Source organism: Actinoplanes sp. NPDC023936 (assembly GCF_040639325.1).
Classification (GTDB): Bacteria; Actinomycetota; Actinomycetes; order Mycobacteriales; family Micromonosporaceae; genus Actinoplanes.
Genome location: NZ_JBEZZR010000004.1, coordinates 281862 through 303035, shown reverse-complemented (window position 1 = coordinate 303035; position 21174 = coordinate 281862). Strand labels below are relative to the sequence as shown.

Sequence of the window (21174 nt, the reverse complement as noted above, 5' to 3'; positions counted from 1 at the left end):
CGCGGGGTCAGGCGCCGCGCAGCACGGCGCCGAAACGGGAGGCCGTCACGGCCACGGCCGCGTCCCGGGCCGCGACCGTCTCCTCGGAGGTCAGCGTCCGGTCCGGGGCGCGGAACGTCAGCTTGTAGGCGAGCGAGCGCTTCCCCGCGCCGAGCTGCTCGGACTCGTACACGTCGAAGAGCGACACCGACTCGAGCAGCTCGCCCGCGCCCTCGGCGAGCGCGGCCTGCACGTCCGCGGCCGGGACCGTGCGGTCCAGGACCAGCGCCACGTCGATCAGGGCGGCCGGGAACGTGGAGATCCGGGTCGCGTCGATCACCGGGGCGGCGGGGAGCAGGTTCAGGTTCAGCTCCGCCGCCGACGTGCGCTTCGGCAGGTCGAACGCGGCGATCACGGACGGGTGCAGCTCGCCCGCGTGGCCGACAACGGTTCCGTCGACCAGGATCTCGGCACAGCGGCCGGGGTGCCACGGCGCGTACTCGGCGGCCCGTACCGAAACCCGCGAAGCGGGCAGGCCGGCTGCCGCGACCGTGACGCGCGCCGCCTCGATGGCGTCCGCCCAGGAGGCCGCGCGCCCGTCACCCCACCAGCCGGCCGGGTCGACGTCGCCGGTCAGCACGACGGCGAGGTGCCACGGCTGCTCCGGGACGATGGCGTTCGCGGCGGTCCACTCGTCCACGGTGGGCCGCCTGTCGACGCCGAGCACCGGGGGCGCGGTCGCCGTGAGGTACGGCAGGAACACCGTGCCGGTCTCGAAGAGCGCGACGTCCCGGCGACCCCGGCTCAGGTTACGCTTGAGCGTGCCGAGCAGGGGCGCGAGCAGCGACGTACGCAGCAGCGGCTCCTCCTCGGAGAGCGGGTTGGTGAGCCGCACCGCGCTGCGCCGGGGATCGTCGGCCGCGAGACCGAGCGCGTCCGCCGTGCCGGGCGCCACGAACGGGTAGGACAGCACCTCGACGTAGCCGTTCTCGGCGAGAGCCCGGCCGATCGAGCGACGCTGACGCTGCGCCGCGGTGAGCCCGTTGCTGCTGCCGGCGGGCGGCAGCACGCTCGGGATCTCGTTGTACCCGCCGAGCCGCGCCACCTCCTCGACCAGGTCGATCGGGGCGAGCAGGTCGGGACGCCAGGACGGCGGCACGACCTCGAGCTCGTCGGCGCCGGTGACGTCGCAGCCGACCTTGGTCAGCAGCTCGGCCACGCGCTCGGCGGAGAAGTCCAGCCCGATGATCTTGGACGGCAGCGTGGCCGGCAGCCGCACCACGGCGGGCGGGACCACGTGGTTGATGTCAAGAATCCGCTCGTCGACGGTTCCCCCGGCATGCGACGTGAGCATCTGGACGGCCCGTTCCAGCGCGGCGAGCGGCAACTGCGGGTCGACGCCCCGCTCCCACCGCTTGGCGGCCTCGCTGAACAGCTTGTGCCGGCGGGCGGTCCGCCCGACCATCACCGGGTCCCAGTGCGCGGCCTCCAGGAGCACGTCGACGGTGCCCTGCTGCCACTCGCTGGTCTCGCCGCCCATCACCGCGGCGAGCGAGATCGGACCGGTCTCGTCGCAGATCACCATGTCCTCGGCGTCGAGCGACCGGGCCACACCGTCCAGCGTGGTGAGCTTCTCGCCGGGGCGGGCGCGGCGCACGACGAGGCCGCCCTGGAGCCGGTTCAGGTCGAAGACGTGCATCGGCTGGCCGAGCTCGAGCATCAGGTAGTTGGTGATGTCGACCGGCAGCGAGATGGTGCGGATGCCGGCGGCGACGAGGCGGCGCTGCATCCACTCCGGGGACGGCGCGTCCGGGTCGACGCCGCGGACCACCCGGGCCGCGAACCTGTCACACCCGACGGTGTCCTCGATCTCGACCGGATGCGGCACGCCGGCGGTCGCGCCCGGGGCGTCGATCTCGGCCGGGTCGGTGAAACGGACATCGAAGTACGTGGCGAGCTCGCGGGCGATACCGCGGACGCTCATCTCGTACCCACGGTCCGGAGTGATCTCGACCTCGATCAGCACCTCGTCGAGGCCGACGACCGGCCGCGCGTCGACGCCCGGCGCCGCGGAGTCCGCGGGCAGCACGATGATGCCCGAGTGATCGCCGGAGAGGCCCAGCTCGGCGGCGGAGCAGATCATGCCGTGGGAGTTCCGGCCGTACGTCTTCCGGGCGCCGATCTTGAACCCGCCGGGCAGCTCGCCGCCGGGGAGGATGACCACCACGAGGTCGCCCTCGGCGAAGTTGCGGGCGCCGCAGACGATCTCCTGCGGCGTGTCCCGGCCGACGTCGACGGTGGTGAACCGGATCGGCTTCTTGAAGCCGGTCAGCTCCTCGATGGTCAGCACCCGGCCGACGACCAGGTCACCGGAGACCGTGGCCGCCTGGTCGACGATGCCCTCGACCTCCATGCCCAGGTTGGTCAGCGCGGCGTCCAGCTCCGAAGCGGTGATCCCGGCGGGCAGCTCGACGTACTCGCGCAGCCACGACAGTGACGTCTTCATCGCTTCAGGACTCCATTCCGAAGTTCGTGGTGAACCGCACGTCGCCCTCGACCATGTCGCGCATGTCGGAGACGCCGTTGCGGAACATCAGGGTCCGCTCGACACCCATGCCGAACGCGAACCCGGAGTACTTCGCCGGGTCGATGCCGCAGGCCGTGAGCACCCGCGGGTTGACCATGCCGCAGCCACCCCACTCGACCCAGCGCGGGCCGTCGCGGTGCTGGGCGAACCAGACGTCGAACTCGGCGGACGGCTCGGTGAACGGGAAGTAGTGCGGCCGCCAGCGGGTCTTCGCGTCCGGCCCGAACATCGCCTTAGCGAAGTAGTCGAGCGTGCCGCGCAGGTGAGCCATCGTGATGCCCTCGTCGATGACGAGGCCCTCGATCTGGTGGAACACCGGGCTGTGCGTGGCGTCCAGCTCGTCGGTCCGGTACGCGCGACCCGGGCTGACGATGTAGATCGGCGGCTGCCGGTCCAGCATCGTGCGGACCTGGCCGGGCGACGTGTGCGTCCGCATCACCAGGCCGGGCAGGTCCACGAAGAAGGTGTCCGAGGAGCCGCGCACCGGGTTGTCCGGGCCGATGTTGAGCGCGTCGAAGTTGGCCCACTCCAGCTCCAGCTGGGGACCGTCGACGATGTCGTAGCCCATGCCGACGAAGACGTCGCCCATGTGCTCCATCAGCGTGGTCAGCGGGTGCCGGGCGCCGCGCGGGCGGCGCGTCCACGGCAGAGTGACGTCGACGCGTTCCTCGACGAGCACCCGGGCGGCACGGTCGGCTTCCAGCGCGGCGGTGCGGGCGTCGAAGGCGGCCTGCACGGCCTGGCGGGCCACGTTGACCCGCTTGCCGGCGTCGGATTTCGCGGCCGGCGGCAGCGAGCCGATCTCCCGCCGGGCCAGCGACACCGGGGAGCGGTCACCGAGGTGCGCCGGCTTCAGCGCGGCGAGCGCGTCGAGGTCGGTGGCCTCGGCGAACGCCTTCTCGGCCTCGGCGACAGCGCTCTCGAGGGACTCAGGCGCCAGCAGGACGGCCTGCTTCGGATCGTACGGATCGTTGCGGTAGGACATATTCTCCCTCACACCGGTTTGCCATCGGGCAGTCTACGGAGGCGCGGCTGGGCCGCAGCCCGCCGGTCAAGGGGAGCGCAGAGAACGTCAGATCAGCGCCCGCGACCAGCGGGCTGCATAAACAGGAGACGACCTGACATGCGCCCCAGCATACCGTCAGCGCTGTGCGCGAGCCGAGGCATATAGGCAGACGGCGGCCGCCGCGGCGAGGTTGAGGCTCTCCGCTCCGCCGTAGATCGGCACCCGGACCCGGCGGTCGGCGGCTTTCAGCGCGTCCTCGGGCAGCCCGTGCGCCTCGGAGCCGAACAGCCACGCGGTCGGCGCGGCCAGCTGACCGCCGTCCAGCAGCGAGTCCACGTCGTCCTCACCGGTGCCGCTGGTGGCGAGCACCTGCAGGCCGCTGTCCTGCAGCAGGTCGAGCACGGTCAGCGGGGTCCGGACCACGTCCACGTGGAACAGTGAGCCGGCCGAGGCCCGTACACACTTGCCGTTGTAGGGATCGACGGCGTCGCCCGCGAAGATCACCGCGCTCGCGCCGGCGGCGTCGGCGGTGCGCAGCACGGTGCCGGCGTTGCCCGGGTCGCGGATCTCCGCGACCACCGCGACCAGCCGGGGCTGCTTCGCGAGCGCCTCGGCGATCGGCACGTCGTTCTGCTCGCAGACCGCGACCAGGCCCTGCGGGTGCACGGTCTCGGTGAGCGCGGCGAGGGCGTCGTCGGTGACCGGGGAGACCTCGGGCGCCATCGCGGCCAGGTCGGCGTACCGGGTCAGCCCGGCCGCGGTGCCGAAGAGCTCCAGCACGGCGCCGGCGGCGAGGGCCTCGCGAACGGCCTGCGGCCCTTCGGCGAGGAAACGGCCGCTCTGATCGCGATCCTTGCGGCGCTGCAGACGCCGGGCCGCGACGATTCTGGGGGTACGAGGTGTGAACATCCGCTCCGACCTAAAGGAAGAGGCGCCTCCCGAGTGACTCGGAAGGCGCCTCGAACGTGCTTCGCGTTATCAGGCAGCCTGAGCGGCAGCGCCGCCGGTGCCCTCGGCCGCGACGGCCGCACGGGCGACCTCGACGATGCCGGCGAACGCGGCGGCGTCGTTGACCGCGAGGTCGGCCAGGATCTTGCGGTCGACCTCGACCTCGGCCAGCTTCAGCCCCTGGATCAGGCGGTTGTAGGTCATGCCGTTGGCCCGAGCGGCCGCGTTGATCCGCGTGATCCACAGCTGGCGGAAGTCGCCCTTGCGGTCACGGCGGTCGCGGTACGCGTACTGCATCGAGTGCAGCACCTGCTCCTTGGCCTTGCGGTACAGGCGCGAGCGCTGGCCGCGGTAGCCACTCGCGGACTCGAGCAGGGTGCGGCGCTTCTTCTGGGCGTTTACCGCCCGCTTGACGCGTGCCATTTCTCGTTACTCCTTAAAGAACCGGTCAGGCTCGCGTCAGCGACCCAGAAGCTTGTTCACTCGCTTGGTGTCGGCCTTGGCCACGGTGACCGTGCCGGTCATCCGGCGGGTGACCCGGGAGGACTTGTGCTCCAGCAGGTGGCGCTTACCGGCCTGCTCGGTGACGAGCTTGCCCTTGCCGGTCACCTTCACCCGCTTGCCCATACCGGTGTGGCTCTTCATCTTCGGCACTGAACGCCTCTTTCTGATCTTTCCCCGCAACCAGGGGGACACGGGGAAAAGCTGATTACTCTACCGAGGTGTCGGCGACCGTGGCCGGTGCGGCCTCAGCCTCGGCCTCACCCTCGCGCGGCTCCCGCGGCGGGCGCGCGCTGGCGGCGGCCGTGGCGGCCGCTGCGACCTTGGTGGCCCGATGCGGGGCCAACACCATGATCATGTTTCGGCCGTCCTGCTTCGGGCTGGCCTCGACGAAGCCGAGCTCCGAGATCTCCTCGCTGAGCCGGCGGAGAAGCCGGAAGCCCAGTTCGGGGCGGCTCTGCTCACGGCCGCGGAACATGATCGTCACCTTGACTTTGTCGCCCGCCTTGAGGAACCGCACCACGTGACCCTTTTTGGTCTCGTAGTCGTGCGGGTCGATCTTCGGCCGCAGCTTCATTTCCTTGATGACAGTCTGCTGCTGGTTGCGCCGCGCTTCGCGAGCCTTGAGTGCGCTCTCGTACTTGAACTTGCCGAAGTCCATGAGCTTGCACACCGGCGGCCGCGCCATCGGAGCAACCTCGACCAGGTCCAGGTCGACGTCCGCAGCCAGTTGAAGAGCGCGCTCGAGCGGCACGATGCCGACCTGCTCACCCTCCGGACCGACCAGGCGGACCTCACGAGCCCGGATCTGTTCGTTCACGCGTGGTTCGACGCTGATGGGGCCTCCTCAGAACGTTGTTCTCTCATCCATAACACCCAGTGCGTTACGAATGATGCCAATGGCGGTCGGCCCCGAGTGTCCCGATGGTGGCGGAACGCCGGGAAAGCAGAAGACCCCGTCAGTGCTGCGAGAGCACATGGCGGGGCCCGCTCGACCGGTCATCGGCGTCCGGGAGGACGCTCCCCTGAACAGTGCCTGCCGCGATGGCGTGCCCTGAACGGGTGACCGGACCCAGCCACCGGAGTGACTCGGGTGGGAACCTAGCGGGCTCCTCTTTCGCGCCCCCACAAACATGGGGGCGTGGTCGACTGCGGTGAAGTCTACCAGGCCGTGAGAAGAGGAGCCCGAGGCCGGTCCGGCCTGCGTCAGGCCGGTCCGGTTTGCGTCGCTTCCGCGTGCAGAGCCCGGAGGGTACGCACGCCCTCCACCGCGTAGTCCCGGTCGACCGCCTGCAACGCGTGCACGGCCACCTGCTCGTCGTCGTGCAGCTCCAGGTGCGCCCACGCCGAGTTCCGGTCGAAGCGGACCGCGCGCACCACGTTCCACGGCAGGTCGTAACCGCCGACCACGTTGCGCACGTGCACGCCGTCGCCGTCGGCGGTGACCCGCGGCCGGCAGAACGCCAGGATGCCGAGGCCGAGCAGCACCCCGAGCCCGATCATCGCGGCCTGGTCGCCGCGCTGGAACGTGGCCTTCGAGTTCTCGAACCCGGCGTTGCCGGTCAGCCCGAAGCTGAGCACCGTGAAGAGGACCGCCACGGCGATCGCCGCCGGGACGGCCACCAGCCGGATCTTCTTGGGTCGGTAGATCACTGCGGTCATCAGAGCCTGCAATTCGCGATGGTGGTGACCAGGATCGCCCGCGCGCCGAGGTCGTAGAGCTCGTCCATGATCCGGTGCGCCTCGCTGCGCTGGACCATCGCCTGCACGGCGACCCAGCCCTCCCGGTGCAGCGGCGAGACGGTCGGCGACTCGATGCCGGGGGTCAGCCCGGTCGCCTGCTCCAGCAGGTCCGCCCGGACGTCGTAGGCCAGCATCACGTAGTTCCGGGCGACGAGCACACCCTGCAGGCGCCGCAGCAGCTGCGCCGCGCCGGCCGGCGCCTGCTCCTCGCGGCCGATCAGGCCCTCTTCCCTACTGATCAAGATGGCCGAGGACTGCATGATCGGCTCACCGATCGTGACCAGCCCGGCCTGGCGCAGCGTGGCGCCGGTCTCCACGACGTCGGCGATCAGGTCGGCCACCCCGAGCCGGACCGCGTTCTCGACGGCGCCGTCCAGGCGCACGACGTCCGCCTTCACCTCGTTCTCGGCCAGGTACCGGGCGACCACGCCGGGGTAGGCGGTGGCGATCCGCCGGCCACCGATCTCGTCGGCGCTCTGCAGCGTGCCGGCCGGCGCCGCCCAGCGGAACGTGGCCCGGCCGAAGTTCAGGTCGAGCAGCTCGGTCGCCGGAACGCCGGAGTCGACGAGCAGGTCCCGGCCGGTGATGCCGAGATCCAGGTCACCGGAGCCCACGTACGTCGTGATGTCCTTCGGCCGGAGGTAGAAGAACTCGACGTTGTTGGCTTCGTCACGGCAGAGCAGATCTTTGGGGTCGGTGCGCTGGCGGTAGCCGGCGTCGCGCAACATCTGTGACGCGGGCGCGGAGAGGGTTCCCTTGTTCGGAATGGCGATGCGCAGCATCGGACGTGCTCCTTCGATCTCGATCAACGGGTCAGGGACACACGTCAGAGATGTCGGTAAACGTCCTTGAGCTCCAGCCCGGTGGCGATCATCAGCACCTGTGCCTGGTAGAGCAGCTGGGAGATCTCCTCAGCGGCCCGCTCCTTGCCCTCGTGCTCGGCCGCCATCCAGGACTCGGCGGCTTCCTCGACGACCTTCTTGCCGATGAAGTGGACTCCGCGTTCGAGCGCCTCGACGGTGCCCGAACCGGGGGTCTGTTCCGCCGCCTTGCGTTGCAACTCGGCAAACAGTTCTTCGAACGTCTTCACGGGAAGTGATTGTGGCAGCTCATCACGTCTTGACGACGAACGCCCCCAGCGGTTGGGACGTCTTTTAAGCTGCCCGGCATGGTCAGCCGATACACCCCTGTCGCGGTCGGCGGCGTGGCGCTCCTGTTCGCCGCCGTCACCGCCTGCTCCCCGGTGGAGGACGAGTCCCCCACCGCGACCGCGTCCTCCTCCGCAGCGGACGCCTGCGCTCCCGGCAGTCTCGCCACCCTGACGCCGGGCAAGCTGACGATCGGCACGGACAACCCCGCCTACGAGCCATGGTTCAGTGAGAACAAGCCGGCCAACGGCAAGGGGTACGAGTCCGCCGTCGCCTACGCGGTCGCCGACCGCCTCGGATACCCAGCGGCGAACGTGGTGTGGACGTCGGTGACGTTCAACAACGCGATCGCTCCGGGCCCGAAGAAGTACGACATCGACATCAACCAGTTCTCGATCACCGACGAGCGCAAGCAGGCCGTCGACTTCTCCTCGCCGTACTACCTGGTGCGGCAGACCGTGATCACCACCAAGGGCTCCAAGATCGCCGGCGCGAAGTCGCTGGCCGACCTCAAGGGCGCCAAGCTGGGCGCCCAGGTCGGCACCACCAGCTACCAGGCGGTCACCGACGTGATCAAGCCGGACGCCCAGCCGTCGGTCTTCAACAACAACGACGACGCGAAGGCGGCGCTGGAGAACGGCACCGTCGACGGCATCGTGGTGGACCTGCCGACCGCCTTCTACATGACCGGGGCCGAGCTCGACAACGGCGTCATCGTCGGCCAGCTGCCCCAGGTCGGCGTCCCCGAGCAGTTCGGCATCGTGCTGGACAAGGGCTCCTCGCTGACCGGCTGCGTGAGCAACGCCGTCGATCAGCTGCGCCAGGACGGAACACTCGCTGTACTGGAGAAGACCTGGCTGGCCGACACCGGCGGAGCACCAGAACTCTCGTGACATACGCACCCAGCACCAGGCAACTGGAGCGGATCGCCTACCGCCGCCGGCGGGCGGTCCGCTCCGTGCTGCTCGCGGCCCTCTCCACGGCCGTGGTCGGCACACTGCTCACCGTCGCGATCACCGGCGCCCCCGGATGGGACCGGGTCAAGAGCTCGTTCTTCGACCCGGACGCCGCCACCGAGTACCTGCCGGAGATCCTGTTCGGGCTCTGGCTCAACATCCGGCTGCTCGTGGTCTGCGCGGCGCTCGCGCTCACCCTCGGCCTGATCGTGGCGATCCTGCGCACCCTGCGCGGCCCGGTCTTCTTCCCGGTACGCGCCCTGGCCACCGGCTACACGTACTCGTTCCGCGGCCTCCCGCTGATCATCGTGATCTACCTGTACGCGTTCGGCATCCCGGGCCTGCGCCTGCAGGGCACTCCGGACGTGCTCGTCCTCGGCGCGGCCGCGATCATCGTGACCTACGGCGCGTACCTGGCCGAGGTGTTCCGGGCCGGCATCGAGTCGGTGCACCCGAGCCAGATCGCGGCGGCCCGCTCGCTCGGGCTCAGCTACCGGCAGGCGATGCGCCATGTGGTCCTGCCGCAGGCGGTGCGCCGGGTCGCCCCGCCGCTGCTCAACGACACCGTGGCACTGCAGAAGGACGTCGGGCTGATCTCCCTGGCCGGTCCGATCGACGCCATCCGGGCCGCTCAGATCGGTGTCGCACAGGACGCCAACTTCACCCCGTACATCGTCGCCGGGGTGCTTTTCGTTCTTCTCGCCCTGCCGCTGATCGGGGTCACCGACTGGGTGACGCTGCGGGCGGCCCGCCGCCAGAACGCGGGGTCCTGACATGGTGCTCTCCTGCACGGACGTCCGTAAGACGTTCGGCGATCACGTCATCCTGGACGGCCTCACGCTGGACGTGGCCGAGCACGAGGTGGTCGCCCTGATCGGCGCCTCCGGATCGGGCAAGTCGACGCTGCTGCGCTGCGTCAACCTGCTGGAACAGATCGACGACGGCACGATCACGCTCGACGGCGACGAGATCACCGACCCGCGCGCGAACCCGGACGAGGTACGGCAGCGGATCGGCCTGGTCTTCCAGTCCTACAACCTGTTCCCGCACATGACGGTGCTGGACAACATCACGCTCGCCCCGGTCCGGGTGCACAAGCGGAACAAGGCCGAGGCGACGGACCGGGCGATGACCTGGCTCGAACGGGTCGGGCTGGCGGAGAAGGCGGGGTCGTACCCGGACCGGCTCTCCGGCGGTCAGCAGCAGCGGGTCGCGATCGTCCGCGCGCTCGTCAACAACCCCCGTCTGCTGCTGCTCGACGAGGTGACCTCGGCCCTCGACCCGGAGCTGGTCGGCGAGGTGCTGACGATGATCCGGGACCTCAAGGGCGAGGGCATGACGATGGTGCTGGCCACCCACGAGATGGGCTTCGCCCGTCAGGTGGCGGACCGGGTGGCGTTCCTGGACGGCGGCCGGGTCCTCGAGGCCGGGCCGCCCGCGCAGGTGCTGGGCGACCCCGTCGAGTCCCGCACGCGCCAGTTCCTGGCACGCATCATCGAGGCGGGACGGCTGTAGGTCAGGCCTTCTCCACCTCGCGGAGGGTCAGGGCCGCGTCGAGCACGGCCACCGTGCTCTGCCAGCCCTTGTCCTCGATCGAGTCCTCCAGGCCGGCCCGGTCGCGGGCCTGGCCCAGGCTCTGCACGGTGAGCACGCCGTGGGCCACCGGGGTGCCCTCGTCGAGCGCCACCCGGGTCAGCCCGGTGGTGACGGCGTCGCAGACGTACTCGAAGTGCTGGGTCTCCCCCTTGATCACCACGCCGAGCGCGACCACCGCGTCGCATTTGCGGGCCAGGGCCTGCGCGATCACCGGCAGCTCCACCGAACCGGCGACCCGGACGGTGGTCACGTTCGTGACGCCGCAGGCCTCGGCCGCGGCCTTGGCCCGGCTGATCATGTGATCGACCAGGTCGTTGTGCCAGCGGGAGCCGACGATGCCGAGCCGCAGCCCGGCCGCGTCGACGGGTTGCGTGTGCGGATCACCGAAGCCGGCCATGAGTTTGTCCCCCTCTTTTGCCCAACATTGTCATCCCTGGGAGGGATACGGTCAGCCCAATGCCTCGAACAGGTGGCCCATCCGGTCCCGCTTGGTCCGCAGGTAGTGCACGTTCTCCGGATGCAACCGGACCGGCAGCGACTCGCGTCCGGTGACGCGTAGGCCGTACCCCTCAAGCCCTGCTCGTTTCGCCGGGTTGTTGGTGAGCAGCCGCATCGAGCGGATGCCCAGTTCGGCGAGGATCTGCGCGCCGGTGCCGTAGTCACGCGCGTCGGCCGGCAGCCCCAGCTCCAGGTTCGCGTCGACCGTGTCCAGCCCGCGGTCCTGCAACTGGTACGCCTGCAGCTTGTGCAGCAGCCCGATGCCCCGGCCCTCGTGGCCGCGCATGTAGAGCACCACGCCCCGGCCGGCCGCCGCGACCCGATCCAGGGCCGCGTCCAGCTGCGGGCCGCAGTCGCACCGCTTGGAGCCGAAGACGTCGCCGGTGAGGCACTCGGAGTGCACCCGGACCAGCACGTCCTCGCCGTCGCCGATCTCACCGAAGACCAGCGCCACGTGCTCGCCGTTGTCCGCCTCGGTGCGGTAGCCGATCGCGGTGAAGTCGCCGTGCTCGGTCGGCAGCCGGGTCTCCACCACCCGCTCGACCTGGCGGCCCTGGCGCAGGCTCAGGTACGCCACCAGCTCGGCGATCGAGATCAGCGTGAGCCCGTGCTCGGCCGCGAACTTCTCCAGATCGGGCCGGCGCTGCATGGTGCCGTCGTCGTTCACCATCTCGCAGAGCACACCGGCCGGGCGGCAACCGGCCAGCACGGCCAGGTCGATCGAGGCCTCGGTGTGCCCGGGCCGGCGCAGGACGCCACCGGACTTGGCCCGCAGCGGCACGATGTGGCCGGGCCGGGAGAGATCGGCCGGCTGGGTGTCCGCCGAGGCGAGCAGCCGGATCGTGTGCGCGCGGTCGGCGGCGGAGATGCCGGTGCTGACGCCGTGCCGGGCGTCCACGGTCACCGCGTAGGCCGTGCCGCGGGCGTCCTGGTTGGTGTGGAACATCGGCGGGAGGTCGAGGCGGTCCGCCTCCTCCTCGGGCAGCGGCACGCAGATGTACCCCGACGTGTAACGGACCATGAACGCCACCAGCTCCGGCGTGGCGTGCTCGGCCGCGAAGATCAGGTCACCCTCGTTCTCCCGATCCTCGTCGTCCACGACGATCACCGGCTTGCCCGCGGCGATGTCCTCGATCGCTTGCTCGATGCTCTCAAACATTGCGGCTCCCCAGCATCTTCTCGACGTACTTCGCGATCACGTCGACCTCGAGGTTGACCGGATCGCCGATGGCCTTGCTGCCCAGCACGGTCAGCTTCGAGGTGGCCGGGATCATCCCGACCGCGAAGCTGTCCGCGGTGACCTCCATGACGGTGAGCGAGACGCCGTCAACGGTGATCGAACCCTTCTCCACCACGTACTTCGCCAGTTCGGCAGGCAGCGAGAAACGCACCACCTCCCACTGGTCGGCCGGCTCGCGGGCGATGATCCGCGCGACGCCGTCCACGTGCCCCTGCACCAGGTGGCCGCCGAGGCGGCTGTTCAGCGCCGCGGCCCGCTCCAGGTTGACCTGGCTGCCGATCGCGAGCGCGCCGAGCGAGCTGCGGCGCAGCGTCTCGCCCATCACGTCCGCCGTGAAGACGCCGGCCTCGTTGTCGATGACCGTGAGACAGACCCCGTTCACCGCGATCGAGTCGCCGTGCCCCGCGTCCGACGTGACGAGCGGGCCCTTGACGGCGATGACCGCCGAGTCGTCCGCACCTCGGGTGAGGCGGACGATCTCGCCGAGCTCTTCCACAATTCCGGTGAACATAAGCACTGGCCTTTCATTCCGCTTCAGGGTGGTGGGCGGGGCGGTCGGATGGCTTCTGGCGAAGCGAAGCTTCTTTGGGTCGCAGCAATGCCGTGAAACGCAGGTCGCCGCCGATCTGCGTGATCTCGGTGAAGTCCAGTTCGACGGCGTCGGCGATGGTGCCGACACCGGCGTCGATCAGGGCAGCCCGGCCGTCGCCGAGCAGTTTCGGTGCGATGTATCCGATCACCCGATCGACAAGTCCGGCCGCCAGGAAAGCTCCGGCGATCCTCGGACCGCCTTCGAGCAGCACATTGCGCATGCCTCGCGCGTACAGCTCGGTCAGCATCCCGGTCAGATCCACGCGTCCCTGCTGGTCGGCGCCGGCCGCGGCCACCGTGACGATCCAGGTGGGTGCGGCGGCATCCCGCACGCGGGCATTCGCGGGGGTACGGCCGGACGAGTCGACCACCACCCGCAGCGGCTGCTTGATCGCAAGCGTGCCGTCGCGCAGGTCCCGGACGGTGAGTTGCGGGTCGTCGGCCAGGACGGTCCCGACGCCGGCCACGATCGCGTCGACGGTGCTGCGCAGGACGTGCACGTCGGACCGGGACTCGGTCGACGAGATCCACTGGCTGGTGCCGTCGGCGGCGGCCGAGCGGCCGTCCAGCGTCGCGGCGAACTTCCAGGTCACGTACGGCCGGCCCCGGCGCACCGCGGTCAGCCAGGCGATGTTGCCCGCCTCGGCCTCCTCCCGGCGCACCCCGGTCTCCACCTCGATGCCGGCCGCCCGCAGCGTCGCCGCCCCGCCGGACGCGACCGGGTTGGGGTCGTCCACCCCGATCACCACGCGCCGCACCCCGGCCGCGATCAGGGCCTCTGAGCACGGTCCGGTACGCCCGGTGTGGTTGCACGGCTCCAGCGAGACCACGCACGTGCCGCCCCGGGCCCGCTCGCCGGCCTGGGCGAGGGCCACGATCTCGGCGTGCGGGCCGCCCGCGTACACATGGAAGCCCTCGCCGACCACCTCGCCGCCGGGACCGAGAAGCAGGCAGCCGACGACCGGGTTGGGGCTGGTCGTGCCAAGGCCACGGGCGGCCAGCGCGATCGCGCGGCGCATCGCCTCGTCCTCGGTGACCATCGGGCTGACGTCCTCTCACGCGGCAGGGTCACGCGCGACGAGGCACAGGGAGAACGCCAGGAACCGGACATGAGGGTACGCTTCGCGCACCCTCGCCGAGACCGTGCCAGCAGGGCACGACTCGCCGATTCCGCGCGCTGTCTCCCATCCGGACTGTCTGACCAGGCTGTCGCCTGATCAACCGTCGGCCCTGGAGTCTCACCAGGTCCACCGTCCGTCATGGTCGACGTCCGGGTCGCGGGCTTACCGATGCGTGCGCATCGGATCACCGCCGGTTCGGAATTTCACCGAGTCCCGCCAGCGCGTGGTGGGTCACCCCCGAGTCTTGCACGCGGCAACGATTTTGCCACCAGGCCAGCGAGCTACTTCACATCCGCGTCGTTCGTAGACAGTGTCTATGTCGCGATGGTAGACAGTGTCTATGGAGCCTGAGCTCGGACTTCGCGACCGGTTGGTGCGCGCCGGCGCGGAACTGGTCCGGACCGACGGGAGCGCCGCCCTCTCGCTGCGCGAGATCGCCCGCCGGGCCGGCGTGTCGCACGGCGCGCCCCGGCGCTATTTCCCCACCCACCTGGAGCTTCTCTCCGCGATCGCCGGGGAGGGATTCCGCGACCTCACCGCACGGGTGACCGCCACGCTCGCCGGGGCGCCCGCCGAACCGCGGCGACGGGTGGCGCTGCTGGCCCGCGCCTACGCCCGGTTCGCCGCCGAGGAGCGCGGCATGTTCGAGCTGATGTTCCGGCACGATCTGCTGGAGAGCGGCCACCTCGGGCTGCGCGACACCAGCCTGCCGCTGTTCCGGCTGCTGGTGGACCTGGTGGCCGAGGCACGGCCCGGCGAGGCGGCACGGGCCGAGGTCACGGCCGGGGCGTTGTGGGCCGGCCTGCACGGGGTGGTGCAGCTGTGGAGCTGGGGCAGCCTGCCGCTCGCCACCGGGCTGGACGACCCGGCGCCGCTGCTGGACGCCACCGTCGCGGCACACCTGGGGACCGGGCGATGACCCGTACCCCCGCTCTCTATGCCGTGGCCGGCGCGACCGTCGGCAGCGCCCTGCGCCGCGTCTGGCGACCGCAGGTCGCCGGCCTGGAACACCTTCCGGCCGATCGGGGCGCGATCCTCTGCGCCAACCACCTCTCCGTCGGCGACCAGCTCTTCCTCGGCGTCGCCGTGCCCCGGCACATCGCGTTCTGGGCGAAGGCGGAGTACTTCCGGGCCACCGGCCCGCGCGGCGCGCTGACCCGGCGGGTGGTGACCGGCATGGGCGCCATCCCGGTCGAACGCGCCGGTGGACGGGCCGTCCTCAGCGCCTTCGACGCCGCCGTGCCGATCCTGCGCGCCGGTGGTCTCGTCGCGGTCTTCCCGGAGGGCACCCGCTCCCCCGACGGCCGCCTCTACCGGGGGCGCACCGGCGCCGTGCGGCTGGCGGACCGGGCCGGCGTCCCGATCGTCCCGGCCGGCATCACCGGCACCGGCCGGGCCCGACCCGCCGACCTGTTCCACCCGCGGCGCTGCCCCATCACGATCACCTTCGGGCCGCCGCTGGAGGTGTCCGGGCGCGCCGGGACGGCAGCCGGGGTCCGCGCGCTCACCGACGAGCTGATCGCCGCGATCGGGGCGCTGAGCGGACAGGAATACGTCCCGCACTACGCGCCGTCTCGTGTTTCCGGGTAGGGCTATCCCTCGGCCTCGCGGCGCCGGTCGATGGCGACGTAGGAGCCCGGCTGTGACTTGGCGACCTTCTTCATCTCCGAGGCGACCGCGATGACCACCCTCGGATCGGTGAACCGGCGGCCCTCCAGGGTCGCCTGAGCCACCCCGATGGAGAGCGTCACCAGGGCCGCCTTCTGCTTGTTGCCGCGGCGGTCCGGCACCTCGATGAAGCCCCGCTGGGCGTCCGTCGGCTCGTAGAGGCGGTCGGCCACGTTCTCGAAGTCGGTGACCGTGCGCTTGGTCAGCGGCAGGACCTGATCGGGCGTACAGATGAAGACGAAGTCGTCACCGCCGATGTGGCCCAGGAAGATCGACGGCGGGCCGGTCTGCGCGCTGGCCCGCTGCAGGCTGCGCGCCAGCGCGATGATGAAGTCGTCGCCGCGGTCGAACCCGTAGACGTCGTTGACGCTCTTGAACCGGTCGATGTCGATGTAACCCACCGAATACTCGCCGCCGTTGCGCATCCGCTCGCCGATCTCCCGGCGGACCCGCGCGTTACCCGGCAGGCCGGTCAGCGGCGACACCTCACGGGCGTCCTTGTTGCGCCGCAGCGTGGTCGAGACCCGGGCGATCAGCTCGGACGTGTCGAACGGCTTGACCAGGTAGTCGTCGGCGCCCGCGGTGAGGCCGACCACCTTGTCCACGGTCATGCTCTTCGCGGTCAGCATGATCACCGGCAGCGCCGACGTGAGCGGCTCGGCGCGGAGCCGGCGGACCAGCTCGACGCCGTCCATCCGGGGCATCATCCAGTCGACCACCGCGAGACCCGGGCGGTGGTCCTCCATCAGCTCCAGCGCCTCCTGACCGTCCCGGGCCCGGATCACGTCGAAGCCGTGGACCTTCAGGTTGAACTCGACGAAGCTGGCGATGTCCTGATCGTCGTCGACCACCAGGATCAGGTCGGGCCCCTCCTCGGGGTCCAGCTCCGGATCGATCTCAGGCCGGGACTCAGCGCCGTCCATCGCACCTTCCTGGGCTAGCACCGGGTGACAGTGGTACCGATGATGGTCCCTGAACGGGCCGTCACGCCACCCCCATCGCGCCGGCCGCGAGACCCCGCAGCTTGCGGATCGCCTCGGCCGGGTCGGCGGCGCCGTAGACAGCGGTGCCCGCCACGAACGCGTCGGCGCCCGCCTCGGCGGCCTGCTCGATGGTGTCCGCCGCGATCCCGCCGTCCACCTCGACCCGGATCTCCAGGTTGTTGACCGTGGCCCGGCGGCGGACGTCACGCACCTTGCCCAGCAGCTCCGGCATGAACTTCTGGCCGCCGAAGCCCGCCTTGATCGTCATGATCAGGATGGTGTCCAGGTACGGCAGGAGCTCCAGGTACGGCTCGACCGGGGTGTCCCGGTCGATCGCCAGACCGGCCTTGGCGCCGGCCGCCCGCAGCGTCTTGGCGAGCGCGACCGGGTCGTCGCAGGCCTCCGCGTGGAAGGTGACGTTGTAGGCGCCCGCCTCCGCGTACGCCGGGGCCCAGCGCTGCGGGTCGGTGATCATCAGGTGCACGTCGAACGGGATGGTCGTCGCCTTGCGCAGGCTCTGCACCACCGGCAGGCCGATCGTCAGGTTCGGCACGAAGTGGTTGTCCATGACGTCCACGTGCACCCAGTCGGCGGCGCCCTCGATGGCCCGCACCTCCTCCCCGAGCCGGGAGAAGTCGGAGGCAAGAATGCTCGGCGCGATGATCGGCGACTGTTCCACGGCTGAAAGTGTATGACCTCCCCGGTCACGGACTGGCGGGACCGCGCTGTGACCTGGCTGGGTTGGCGCTGTGTACGACCTTTGTTCTATGTATCGTTACCCGCCATGACCGAAGCCGTCGGCCCGCGGCCGCCGAAGAACGACACCGGTGGCCGCCTGGCCGCCATCGACGGCCTGCGCCTGTTCGCGGCGATCATGGTGGCGTTGTACCACTTCACCGCCTACCCGTCCGGCGTCCGCGCGGCCTGGGGCGTGACGCCCGAGCAGGCGTTCCCGGGGCTGCACCGGCTCGGTCAGTACGGGTGGCTGGGTGTGGAGCTGTTCTTCATGATCAGCGGCTTCGTGATCTGCATGAGCTGCTGGGGGCGTACCCCCGGAGCGTTCTTCCGATCGCGGATCGTCCGGCTCTTTCCCGCCTACTGGGCGGCCATCGTCATCACCACGATCGTCGTCACGCTCTGGCCGGTGGTGCGCGAGCGGAAGCCGTGGAACGACATCCTGATCAACTTCTCGATGCTGCAGGAAGGGCTCGGCGCCCCGCACGTCGACGCGGTGTACTGGACGCTCTGGAACGAAGGGCTCTTCTACCTGCTCTTCGCGTTCCTGGTCGCGCGCGGTCTCACCCTGAAACGGACGATCATCTTCGGGTACGGCTGGCTGATCGCCTCGGCGTTCGCGGAGAGTTCCGGCATCCCGTTCGTCAGGACGTTCCTGCAGCCCGGGTACGCGCCGTTCTTCGTGGCCGGCATCGCGCTCTACCTGATCTACCGGTTCAAGTCGGACATCGTGCTCTGGGGCATGTTCGGCCTCGCGTTCGTCATGGCCCAGTACCGGACCTCCGAGATGCTGCGGCACTACAACCAGAAGCACGGCCTGGAGATGGCACAGCCGGCCGGCGCGCTCCTGGTGTGCGGGTTCTTCCTGGTGCTGGCGCTCGTCGCGCTCGGGTACACGTCCCGCATCCGGTGGCGGTGGCTGACCACCGCGGGGGCGCTGACCTACCCGTTCTACCTGCTGCACGAGAACATCGGCTGGACGGTCATCTACGGGATCCGGGACTCCGCGCCGCGCCTCGTCCTGCTCGTCCTGGTGATCGGCATCATGCTGGCGGCGGCGTTCCTGCTGCACCGACTCGTGGAGAAGCCGGTCTCCCGGATCCTGCGGGACCGGCTCGCCGAGGCGAGCGCCGCGATCAACCGGCCGGGCCGGTTCGACGCTCCTAAGCCGCCGGCGCCCGCGTCCACGCCCGCGCAGCGGACCCCGGGTGAGGCGTCGTCCGACGGGCCGGACACCCTGGTGCTGCAGGCTTACCGATCCGGCCAGTGACGACATGAGGGAGGGGCCGGCGGCCCCTCCCTCATCCGTTTACAGCCCGCTTCCGGCTCAGCTGGTGCGGCTTCCGCCTAGCCGGCGCGGCATCCGGCTCAGCTCGCGCGGCTTCCGGCTCAGCTGGTGCGGCTTCCGGCTCAGCTGGTGCGGCTTCCGGCTCAGCTGGTGCGGCGCAGGACCGCGAGGAACATCGCGTCCGTGCCGTGCCGGTGCGGCCACAGCTGCACCGTCGGGCCCGCGCCCAGTCCCGGCATGCCCGGCGGCAGCAGCGGGCGGGCGTCCACGAAGTCCACCTCGACACCGCTGCGGCGGGCGCCCTCGCTGACCGTCACCTGTGTCTCCACCATGTGCGGCGAACACGTCACATACGCCACCACGCCACCCGGACGGACCGCGCGCAGCGCCGCGACGAGCAGCTCCCGCTGCAGTTTCGTCAGCGGCGGCAGGTCGGCCGGCTGGCGGCGCCAGCGCGACTCGGGACGGCGCCGCAGCGAGCCGAGACCCGTGCACGGCGCGTCCACCAGCACCCGGTCGAACGACTCCTCCGGCAGGTCCGGGTCCCGGCCCACCGACCGGCCGTCCATCGGCAGCACCGTGACCGGCATGCCCTCGGTGGCCTGGTCGACCAGGCGAGCCCGGTGCTCGGCAACCTCGACCGCTGTCACCTCGGCGCCCCGACCCGCAGCGATCGCCCCGAGCAGGCCGGTCTTGCCACCCGGACCGGCGCACAGGTCCAGCCAGCGGGTGTCCCGGCCCTCGATCGGCGCGGCCAGCAGCGCCGCGGCGACCAGCTGCGAACCCTCGTCCTGGACGTGCGCGCGACCCTCGCGGATGGCCGCGAGGTCGCGCGGCGCGCCGCCGTTCAGATAGACCGCGTACGGCGAGAACGCCCCCGGCACGCCGTTCACCTCGTCCGCGAGCTCGATCGCGTCCGCCCGGCCCGGGCGCGCGCACAGGTGCACGGCCGGCGGCTGGTTGTCCTCGATCAGCAGGCGGGCGGTGTCGTCCAGGTCGCCGCCGAGCGCCTCGGCGAACGCCCGGATGACCCACTGCGGGTGGTGGTGGATCACCGACAGGTTCGCGATCGGGTCCGCCTCGTAGTCCGGGGCGACCTTCTCCAGCCACGCGTCGAGCGGGGTCTCGGAGATCGTGCGCATCACCGCGTTCGCGAAGCCCGCCGCGCCCGGCGCCACCGAACGGACCAGGTCGACCGTCTGGTTCACCGCGGCGTGCGACGGCACCCGCGTGTAGAGCAGCTGGTAGGCGCCGAGGCGCAGCGCGTCCCGGGCCGGCGGGTCGATCCGGGCGACATCCCGCCCGGCCGCGTCCGCGATGATCACGTCGAGGGTGCCGAGCGCACGCAGCGTCCCGTACGTCAGCTCGGTCGCGAACGCCGCGTCCCGCCCGCTCAGGCCCATCCCGCCGAGAATGTCGGAGAGGACCAGGTTCGCGTACGCGTCGTCGCGGTGCACCGCGGCGATCGCCTCGTACGCCGCCTGCCGTGCCGGGTCGGACGGCGGCCGCCCGCCCCGCGGCGCCCGGCCACTGCGCTCGTCCCGGCCGTACCCCGGCCCGGCCGGCCGGCTCGGCCGTCCACCGTGCGGGCGTGATGCCCGATGTTCCGTCACAGCTGTGCTCCCTTGCCGGCCAGGCCGTTGTCGAATGTGCAGCCGGTCACGCCAGCTTCTCCCCCGCTTGGATCCGCATGCCACGCGCCCAGTCGGTCGCGGACATCGGTTTCTTGCCGGCGGCTCGGACCTCGCCGAGCATCACCGGCGTGGTCGCGGTGCCGGCCAGCACCTGCGTGCGTTCCACCAGCAGTTCACCCGCCGGCAGCGCCGGCGCGTTCGCCACCGGGCGCACCGGGCCCAGCTTCAGCCGGTCGCCGCGCAGCGTCGTCCACGCGCCGGGCGCCGGCGTGCAGGCCCGGATCCGCCGGTCCACCGCGAACGCCGGGTCGTCCCAGCGGATCCGGGCGTCGTCGGCGGTCAGTTTCGGCGCGAACGAGACACCGTCGGCCGGCTGCGGGTGCGCCCGGGCGGTGCCCGCCTCGATCGCGTCGAGCACCGCGACGAGCAGCCCGGCGCCCTCCACGGCGAGCCGTTCCAGCAGGTCGCCGGAGGTGTCGTTGAACCGGATCTGGTCGGTGAGCGTGCCGTAGACCGGGCCGGTGTCCAGCCCCGCCTCCAGCTCGAAGACGCTCGCGCCGGTCACCGCGTCACCGTGCAGGACGGCGTGCTGCACCGGGGCCGCGCCGCGCCAGGCCGGCAGCAGCGAGAAGTGCAGGTTCAGCCAGCCGCGTTTCGGGATCTCCAGCGCGCTCGGCGGGACCAGGGCGCCGTACGCCACCACCGGCACGCAGTCCGGCGCGATCTGCCGCAGCCGCTCCTGGAACTCCGGGTCACGCGGTTTCTCCGGGGTGAGCACCTCGATGCCGCGCTCGTCGGCCCACGCGCCCACGGGCGAGCGGACCAGGCGGCGGCCCCGGCCGGCCGGCGCGTCCGGGCGGGTCAGCACGGCGGCCAGCTCGTGACCGGAGGCGGCGATCGCCTCCAGACTCGGCACGGCCACCTCGGGGGTACCCGCGAAGACCAGGCGCAT

23 protein-coding genes and 1 riboswitch are annotated in these 21174 nt (G+C 71.0%); of the genes, 6 read left to right on the top strand and 17 right to left on the bottom strand.

All coding sequences use genetic code 11. From position 1 onward, the window contains the following. Positions 1-7: 7 nt before the first annotated feature. From pheT to AB0F72_RS07620, 9 genes are all read right to left on the bottom strand, one after another. The gene (gene pheT, locus AB0F72_RS07660; RefSeq protein ID WP_360426807.1) at positions 8-2485 is read right to left on the bottom strand and encodes a phenylalanine--tRNA ligase subunit beta; all 2478 of its coding nucleotides are present in this window, start codon (positions 2483-2485) and stop codon (positions 8-10) included. Between the two features lie 4 nt (positions 2486-2489). Next, positions 2490-3551, bottom strand: coding sequence for a phenylalanine--tRNA ligase subunit alpha (locus AB0F72_RS07655; protein WP_360426804.1), 1062 nt, complete (start codon positions 3549-3551; stop codon positions 2490-2492). Between the two features lie 156 nt (positions 3552-3707). Further along, on the bottom strand, positions 3708-4481 hold the full coding sequence (locus tag AB0F72_RS07650) for an RNA methyltransferase (protein WP_360426801.1): 774 nt from the start codon (positions 4479-4481) through the stop codon (positions 3708-3710). Between the two features lie 69 nt (positions 4482-4550). Next, the gene (gene rplT, locus AB0F72_RS07645) at positions 4551-4943 is read right to left on the bottom strand and encodes a 50S ribosomal protein L20 (protein WP_360426798.1); all 393 of its coding nucleotides are present in this window, start codon (positions 4941-4943) and stop codon (positions 4551-4553) included. 36 nt (positions 4944-4979) lie between these two features. Continuing rightward, positions 4980-5174 carry a 50S ribosomal protein L35 gene (rpmI, locus tag AB0F72_RS07640; protein WP_014446292.1) on the bottom strand — a complete coding sequence of 65 codons (195 nt, stop codon included), beginning with the start codon at positions 5172-5174 and terminating at the stop codon, positions 4980-4982. Positions 5175-5229: 55 nt separating this feature from the next. Further along, positions 5230-5841 carry a translation initiation factor IF-3 gene (infC, locus tag AB0F72_RS07635; protein WP_014446293.1) on the bottom strand — a complete coding sequence of 204 codons (612 nt, stop codon included), beginning with the start codon at positions 5839-5841 and terminating at the stop codon, positions 5230-5232. A gap of 386 nt (positions 5842-6227) precedes the next feature. Beyond that, on the bottom strand, positions 6228-6683 hold the full coding sequence (locus tag AB0F72_RS07630) for a PH domain-containing protein (RefSeq protein WP_360426793.1): 456 nt from the start codon (positions 6681-6683) through the stop codon (positions 6228-6230). After that, positions 6683-7546, bottom strand: a complete 864-nt coding sequence (gene hisG, locus AB0F72_RS07625; RefSeq protein WP_360426790.1) for an ATP phosphoribosyltransferase — start codon at positions 7544-7546, stop codon at positions 6683-6685. Before hisG ends, AB0F72_RS07630 begins: the two co-directional genes overlap by 1 nt. 44 nt (positions 7547-7590) lie before the next feature. Continuing rightward, positions 7591-7872 carry a phosphoribosyl-ATP diphosphatase gene (locus tag AB0F72_RS07620; protein WP_197538180.1) on the bottom strand — a complete coding sequence of 94 codons (282 nt, stop codon included), beginning with the start codon at positions 7870-7872 and terminating at the stop codon, positions 7591-7593. A 60-nt stretch (positions 7873-7932) separates the two neighbouring features. Here AB0F72_RS07620 and AB0F72_RS07615 point away from each other — a divergent pair, with 60 nt between their 5' ends. The 3 genes from AB0F72_RS07615 to AB0F72_RS07605 are packed head-to-tail and all read left to right on the top strand — an operon-like array spanning position 7933 to position 10383. Next, positions 7933-8805, top strand: a complete 873-nt coding sequence (locus AB0F72_RS07615; RefSeq protein ID WP_360426787.1) for an ABC transporter substrate-binding protein — start codon at positions 7933-7935, stop codon at positions 8803-8805. Next, a complete protein-coding gene (locus AB0F72_RS07610; protein ID WP_360426784.1) occupies positions 8802-9641 on the top strand; it encodes an amino acid ABC transporter permease in 840 nt (279 codons plus the stop codon). Before AB0F72_RS07615 ends, AB0F72_RS07610 begins: the two co-directional genes overlap by 4 nt. 1 nt (position 9642) lies before the next feature. Next, entirely contained in the window at positions 9643-10383 is a 741-nt protein-coding gene (locus AB0F72_RS07605; RefSeq protein WP_360426781.1) for an amino acid ABC transporter ATP-binding protein, read from the top strand. Between the two features lies 1 nt (position 10384). Here the strand turns inward: AB0F72_RS07605 and ribH are convergent, their stop codons facing one another. Genes ribH through ribD form a run of 4 tightly spaced genes read right to left on the bottom strand, consistent with a single transcriptional unit; the run spans position 10385 to position 13833 of the window. Continuing rightward, a complete protein-coding gene (ribH, locus tag AB0F72_RS07600) occupies positions 10385-10861 on the bottom strand; it encodes a 6,7-dimethyl-8-ribityllumazine synthase (RefSeq protein WP_360426778.1) in 477 nt (158 codons plus the stop codon). A 51-nt stretch (positions 10862-10912) separates the two neighbouring features. After that, a complete protein-coding gene (locus AB0F72_RS07595; protein ID WP_360426775.1) occupies positions 10913-12121 on the bottom strand; it encodes a bifunctional 3,4-dihydroxy-2-butanone-4-phosphate synthase/GTP cyclohydrolase II in 1209 nt (402 codons plus the stop codon). Then, positions 12114-12713, bottom strand: a complete 600-nt coding sequence (locus tag AB0F72_RS07590; protein ID WP_360427058.1) for a riboflavin synthase — start codon at positions 12711-12713, stop codon at positions 12114-12116. The genes AB0F72_RS07595 and AB0F72_RS07590 overlap by 8 nt, the downstream gene beginning before the upstream one ends. Positions 12714-12726: 13 nt before the next feature. Then, positions 12727-13833 carry a bifunctional diaminohydroxyphosphoribosylaminopyrimidine deaminase/5-amino-6-(5-phosphoribosylamino)uracil reductase RibD gene (ribD, locus tag AB0F72_RS07585; RefSeq protein ID WP_360426772.1) on the bottom strand — a complete coding sequence of 369 codons (1107 nt, stop codon included), beginning with the start codon at positions 13831-13833 and terminating at the stop codon, positions 12727-12729. A 132-nt stretch (positions 13834-13965) separates the two neighbouring features. Next, positions 13966-14139, bottom strand: a riboswitch (FMN riboswitch). A gap of 115 nt (positions 14140-14254) precedes the next feature. Between ribD and AB0F72_RS07580 the strand changes: the two genes are divergently transcribed. Together AB0F72_RS07580 and AB0F72_RS07575 are read left to right on the top strand one after the other, a co-directional pair. Next, positions 14255-14833, top strand: a complete 579-nt coding sequence (locus AB0F72_RS07580; protein ID WP_360426770.1) for a TetR/AcrR family transcriptional regulator — start codon at positions 14255-14257, stop codon at positions 14831-14833. Beyond that, positions 14830-15504: a lysophospholipid acyltransferase family protein gene (locus tag AB0F72_RS07575; protein WP_360426767.1), complete on the top strand. Its 675-nt coding sequence runs from the start codon at positions 14830-14832 to the stop codon at positions 15502-15504. Before AB0F72_RS07580 ends, AB0F72_RS07575 begins: the two co-directional genes overlap by 4 nt. A 2-nt stretch (positions 15505-15506) precedes the next feature. Here the strand turns inward: AB0F72_RS07575 and AB0F72_RS07570 are convergent, their stop codons facing one another. Continuing rightward, the gene (locus tag AB0F72_RS07570; RefSeq protein ID WP_360426764.1) at positions 15507-16505 is read right to left on the bottom strand and encodes a response regulator; all 999 of its coding nucleotides are present in this window, start codon (positions 16503-16505) and stop codon (positions 15507-15509) included. Between the two features lie 61 nt (positions 16506-16566). Then, positions 16567-17244, bottom strand: a complete 678-nt coding sequence (gene rpe, locus AB0F72_RS07565; protein ID WP_360426761.1) for a ribulose-phosphate 3-epimerase — start codon at positions 17242-17244, stop codon at positions 16567-16569. Positions 17245-17349: 105 nt separating this feature from the next. On the opposite strand from rpe, the gene AB0F72_RS07560 reads away from it, so the two are divergent. Beyond that, positions 17350-18570, top strand: coding sequence for an acyltransferase (locus tag AB0F72_RS07560; protein ID WP_360426758.1), 1221 nt, complete (start codon positions 17350-17352; stop codon positions 18568-18570). 161 nt (positions 18571-18731) lie between these two features. On the opposite strand, the gene AB0F72_RS07555 is transcribed toward AB0F72_RS07560, so the two are convergent. Both AB0F72_RS07555 and fmt read right to left on the bottom strand, forming a co-directional pair. Then, entirely contained in the window at positions 18732-20201 is a 1470-nt protein-coding gene (locus tag AB0F72_RS07555; protein ID WP_360426755.1) for a transcription antitermination factor NusB, read from the bottom strand. A gap of 46 nt (positions 20202-20247) precedes the next feature. Further along, positions 20248-21174, bottom strand: coding sequence for a methionyl-tRNA formyltransferase (gene fmt, locus AB0F72_RS07550; RefSeq protein ID WP_360427055.1), 927 nt, complete (start codon positions 21172-21174; stop codon positions 20248-20250).

Coding starts and splice junctions, on each gene's coding strand:
- AB0F72_RS07630 (WP_360426793.1), bottom strand. CDS start 6,683: ATGACCGCAGTGATCTACCGACCCAAGAAGATCCGGCTGGTGGCCGTC.
- AB0F72_RS07655 (WP_360426804.1), bottom strand. CDS start 3,551: ATGTCCTACCGCAACGATCCGTACGATCCGAAGCAGGCCGTCCTGCTG.
- AB0F72_RS07560 (WP_360426758.1), top strand. CDS start 17,350: ATGACCGAAGCCGTCGGCCCGCGGCCGCCGAAGAACGACACCGGTGGC.
- AB0F72_RS07650 (WP_360426801.1), bottom strand. CDS start 4,481: ATGTTCACACCTCGTACCCCCAGAATCGTCGCGGCCCGGCGTCTGCAG.
- pheT (WP_360426807.1), bottom strand. CDS start 2,485: ATGAAGACGTCACTGTCGTGGCTGCGCGAGTACGTCGAGCTGCCCGCC.
- AB0F72_RS07590 (WP_360427058.1), bottom strand. CDS start 12,713: ATGTTCACCGGAATTGTGGAAGAGCTCGGCGAGATCGTCCGCCTCACC.
- hisG (WP_360426790.1), bottom strand. CDS start 7,546: ATGCTGCGCATCGCCATTCCGAACAAGGGAACCCTCTCCGCGCCCGCG.
- AB0F72_RS07580 (WP_360426770.1), top strand. CDS start 14,255: ATGGAGCCTGAGCTCGGACTTCGCGACCGGTTGGTGCGCGCCGGCGCG.
- AB0F72_RS07615 (WP_360426787.1), top strand. CDS start 7,933: ATGGTCAGCCGATACACCCCTGTCGCGGTCGGCGGCGTGGCGCTCCTG.
- AB0F72_RS07570 (WP_360426764.1), bottom strand. CDS start 16,505: ATGGACGGCGCTGAGTCCCGGCCTGAGATCGATCCGGAGCTGGACCCC.
- ribH (WP_360426778.1), bottom strand. CDS start 10,861: ATGGCCGGCTTCGGTGATCCGCACACGCAACCCGTCGACGCGGCCGGG.
- AB0F72_RS07575 (WP_360426767.1), top strand. CDS start 14,830: ATGACCCGTACCCCCGCTCTCTATGCCGTGGCCGGCGCGACCGTCGGC.
- AB0F72_RS07605 (WP_360426781.1), top strand. CDS start 9,643: ATGGTGCTCTCCTGCACGGACGTCCGTAAGACGTTCGGCGATCACGTC.
- fmt (WP_360427055.1), bottom strand. CDS start 21,174: ATGCGCCTGGTCTTCGCGGGTACCCCCGAGGTGGCCGTGCCGAGTCTG.
- rplT (WP_360426798.1), bottom strand. CDS start 4,943: ATGGCACGCGTCAAGCGGGCGGTAAACGCCCAGAAGAAGCGCCGCACC.
- AB0F72_RS07595 (WP_360426775.1), bottom strand. CDS start 12,121: ATGTTTGAGAGCATCGAGCAAGCGATCGAGGACATCGCCGCGGGCAAG.
- ribD (WP_360426772.1), bottom strand. CDS start 13,833: ATGGTCACCGAGGACGAGGCGATGCGCCGCGCGATCGCGCTGGCCGCC.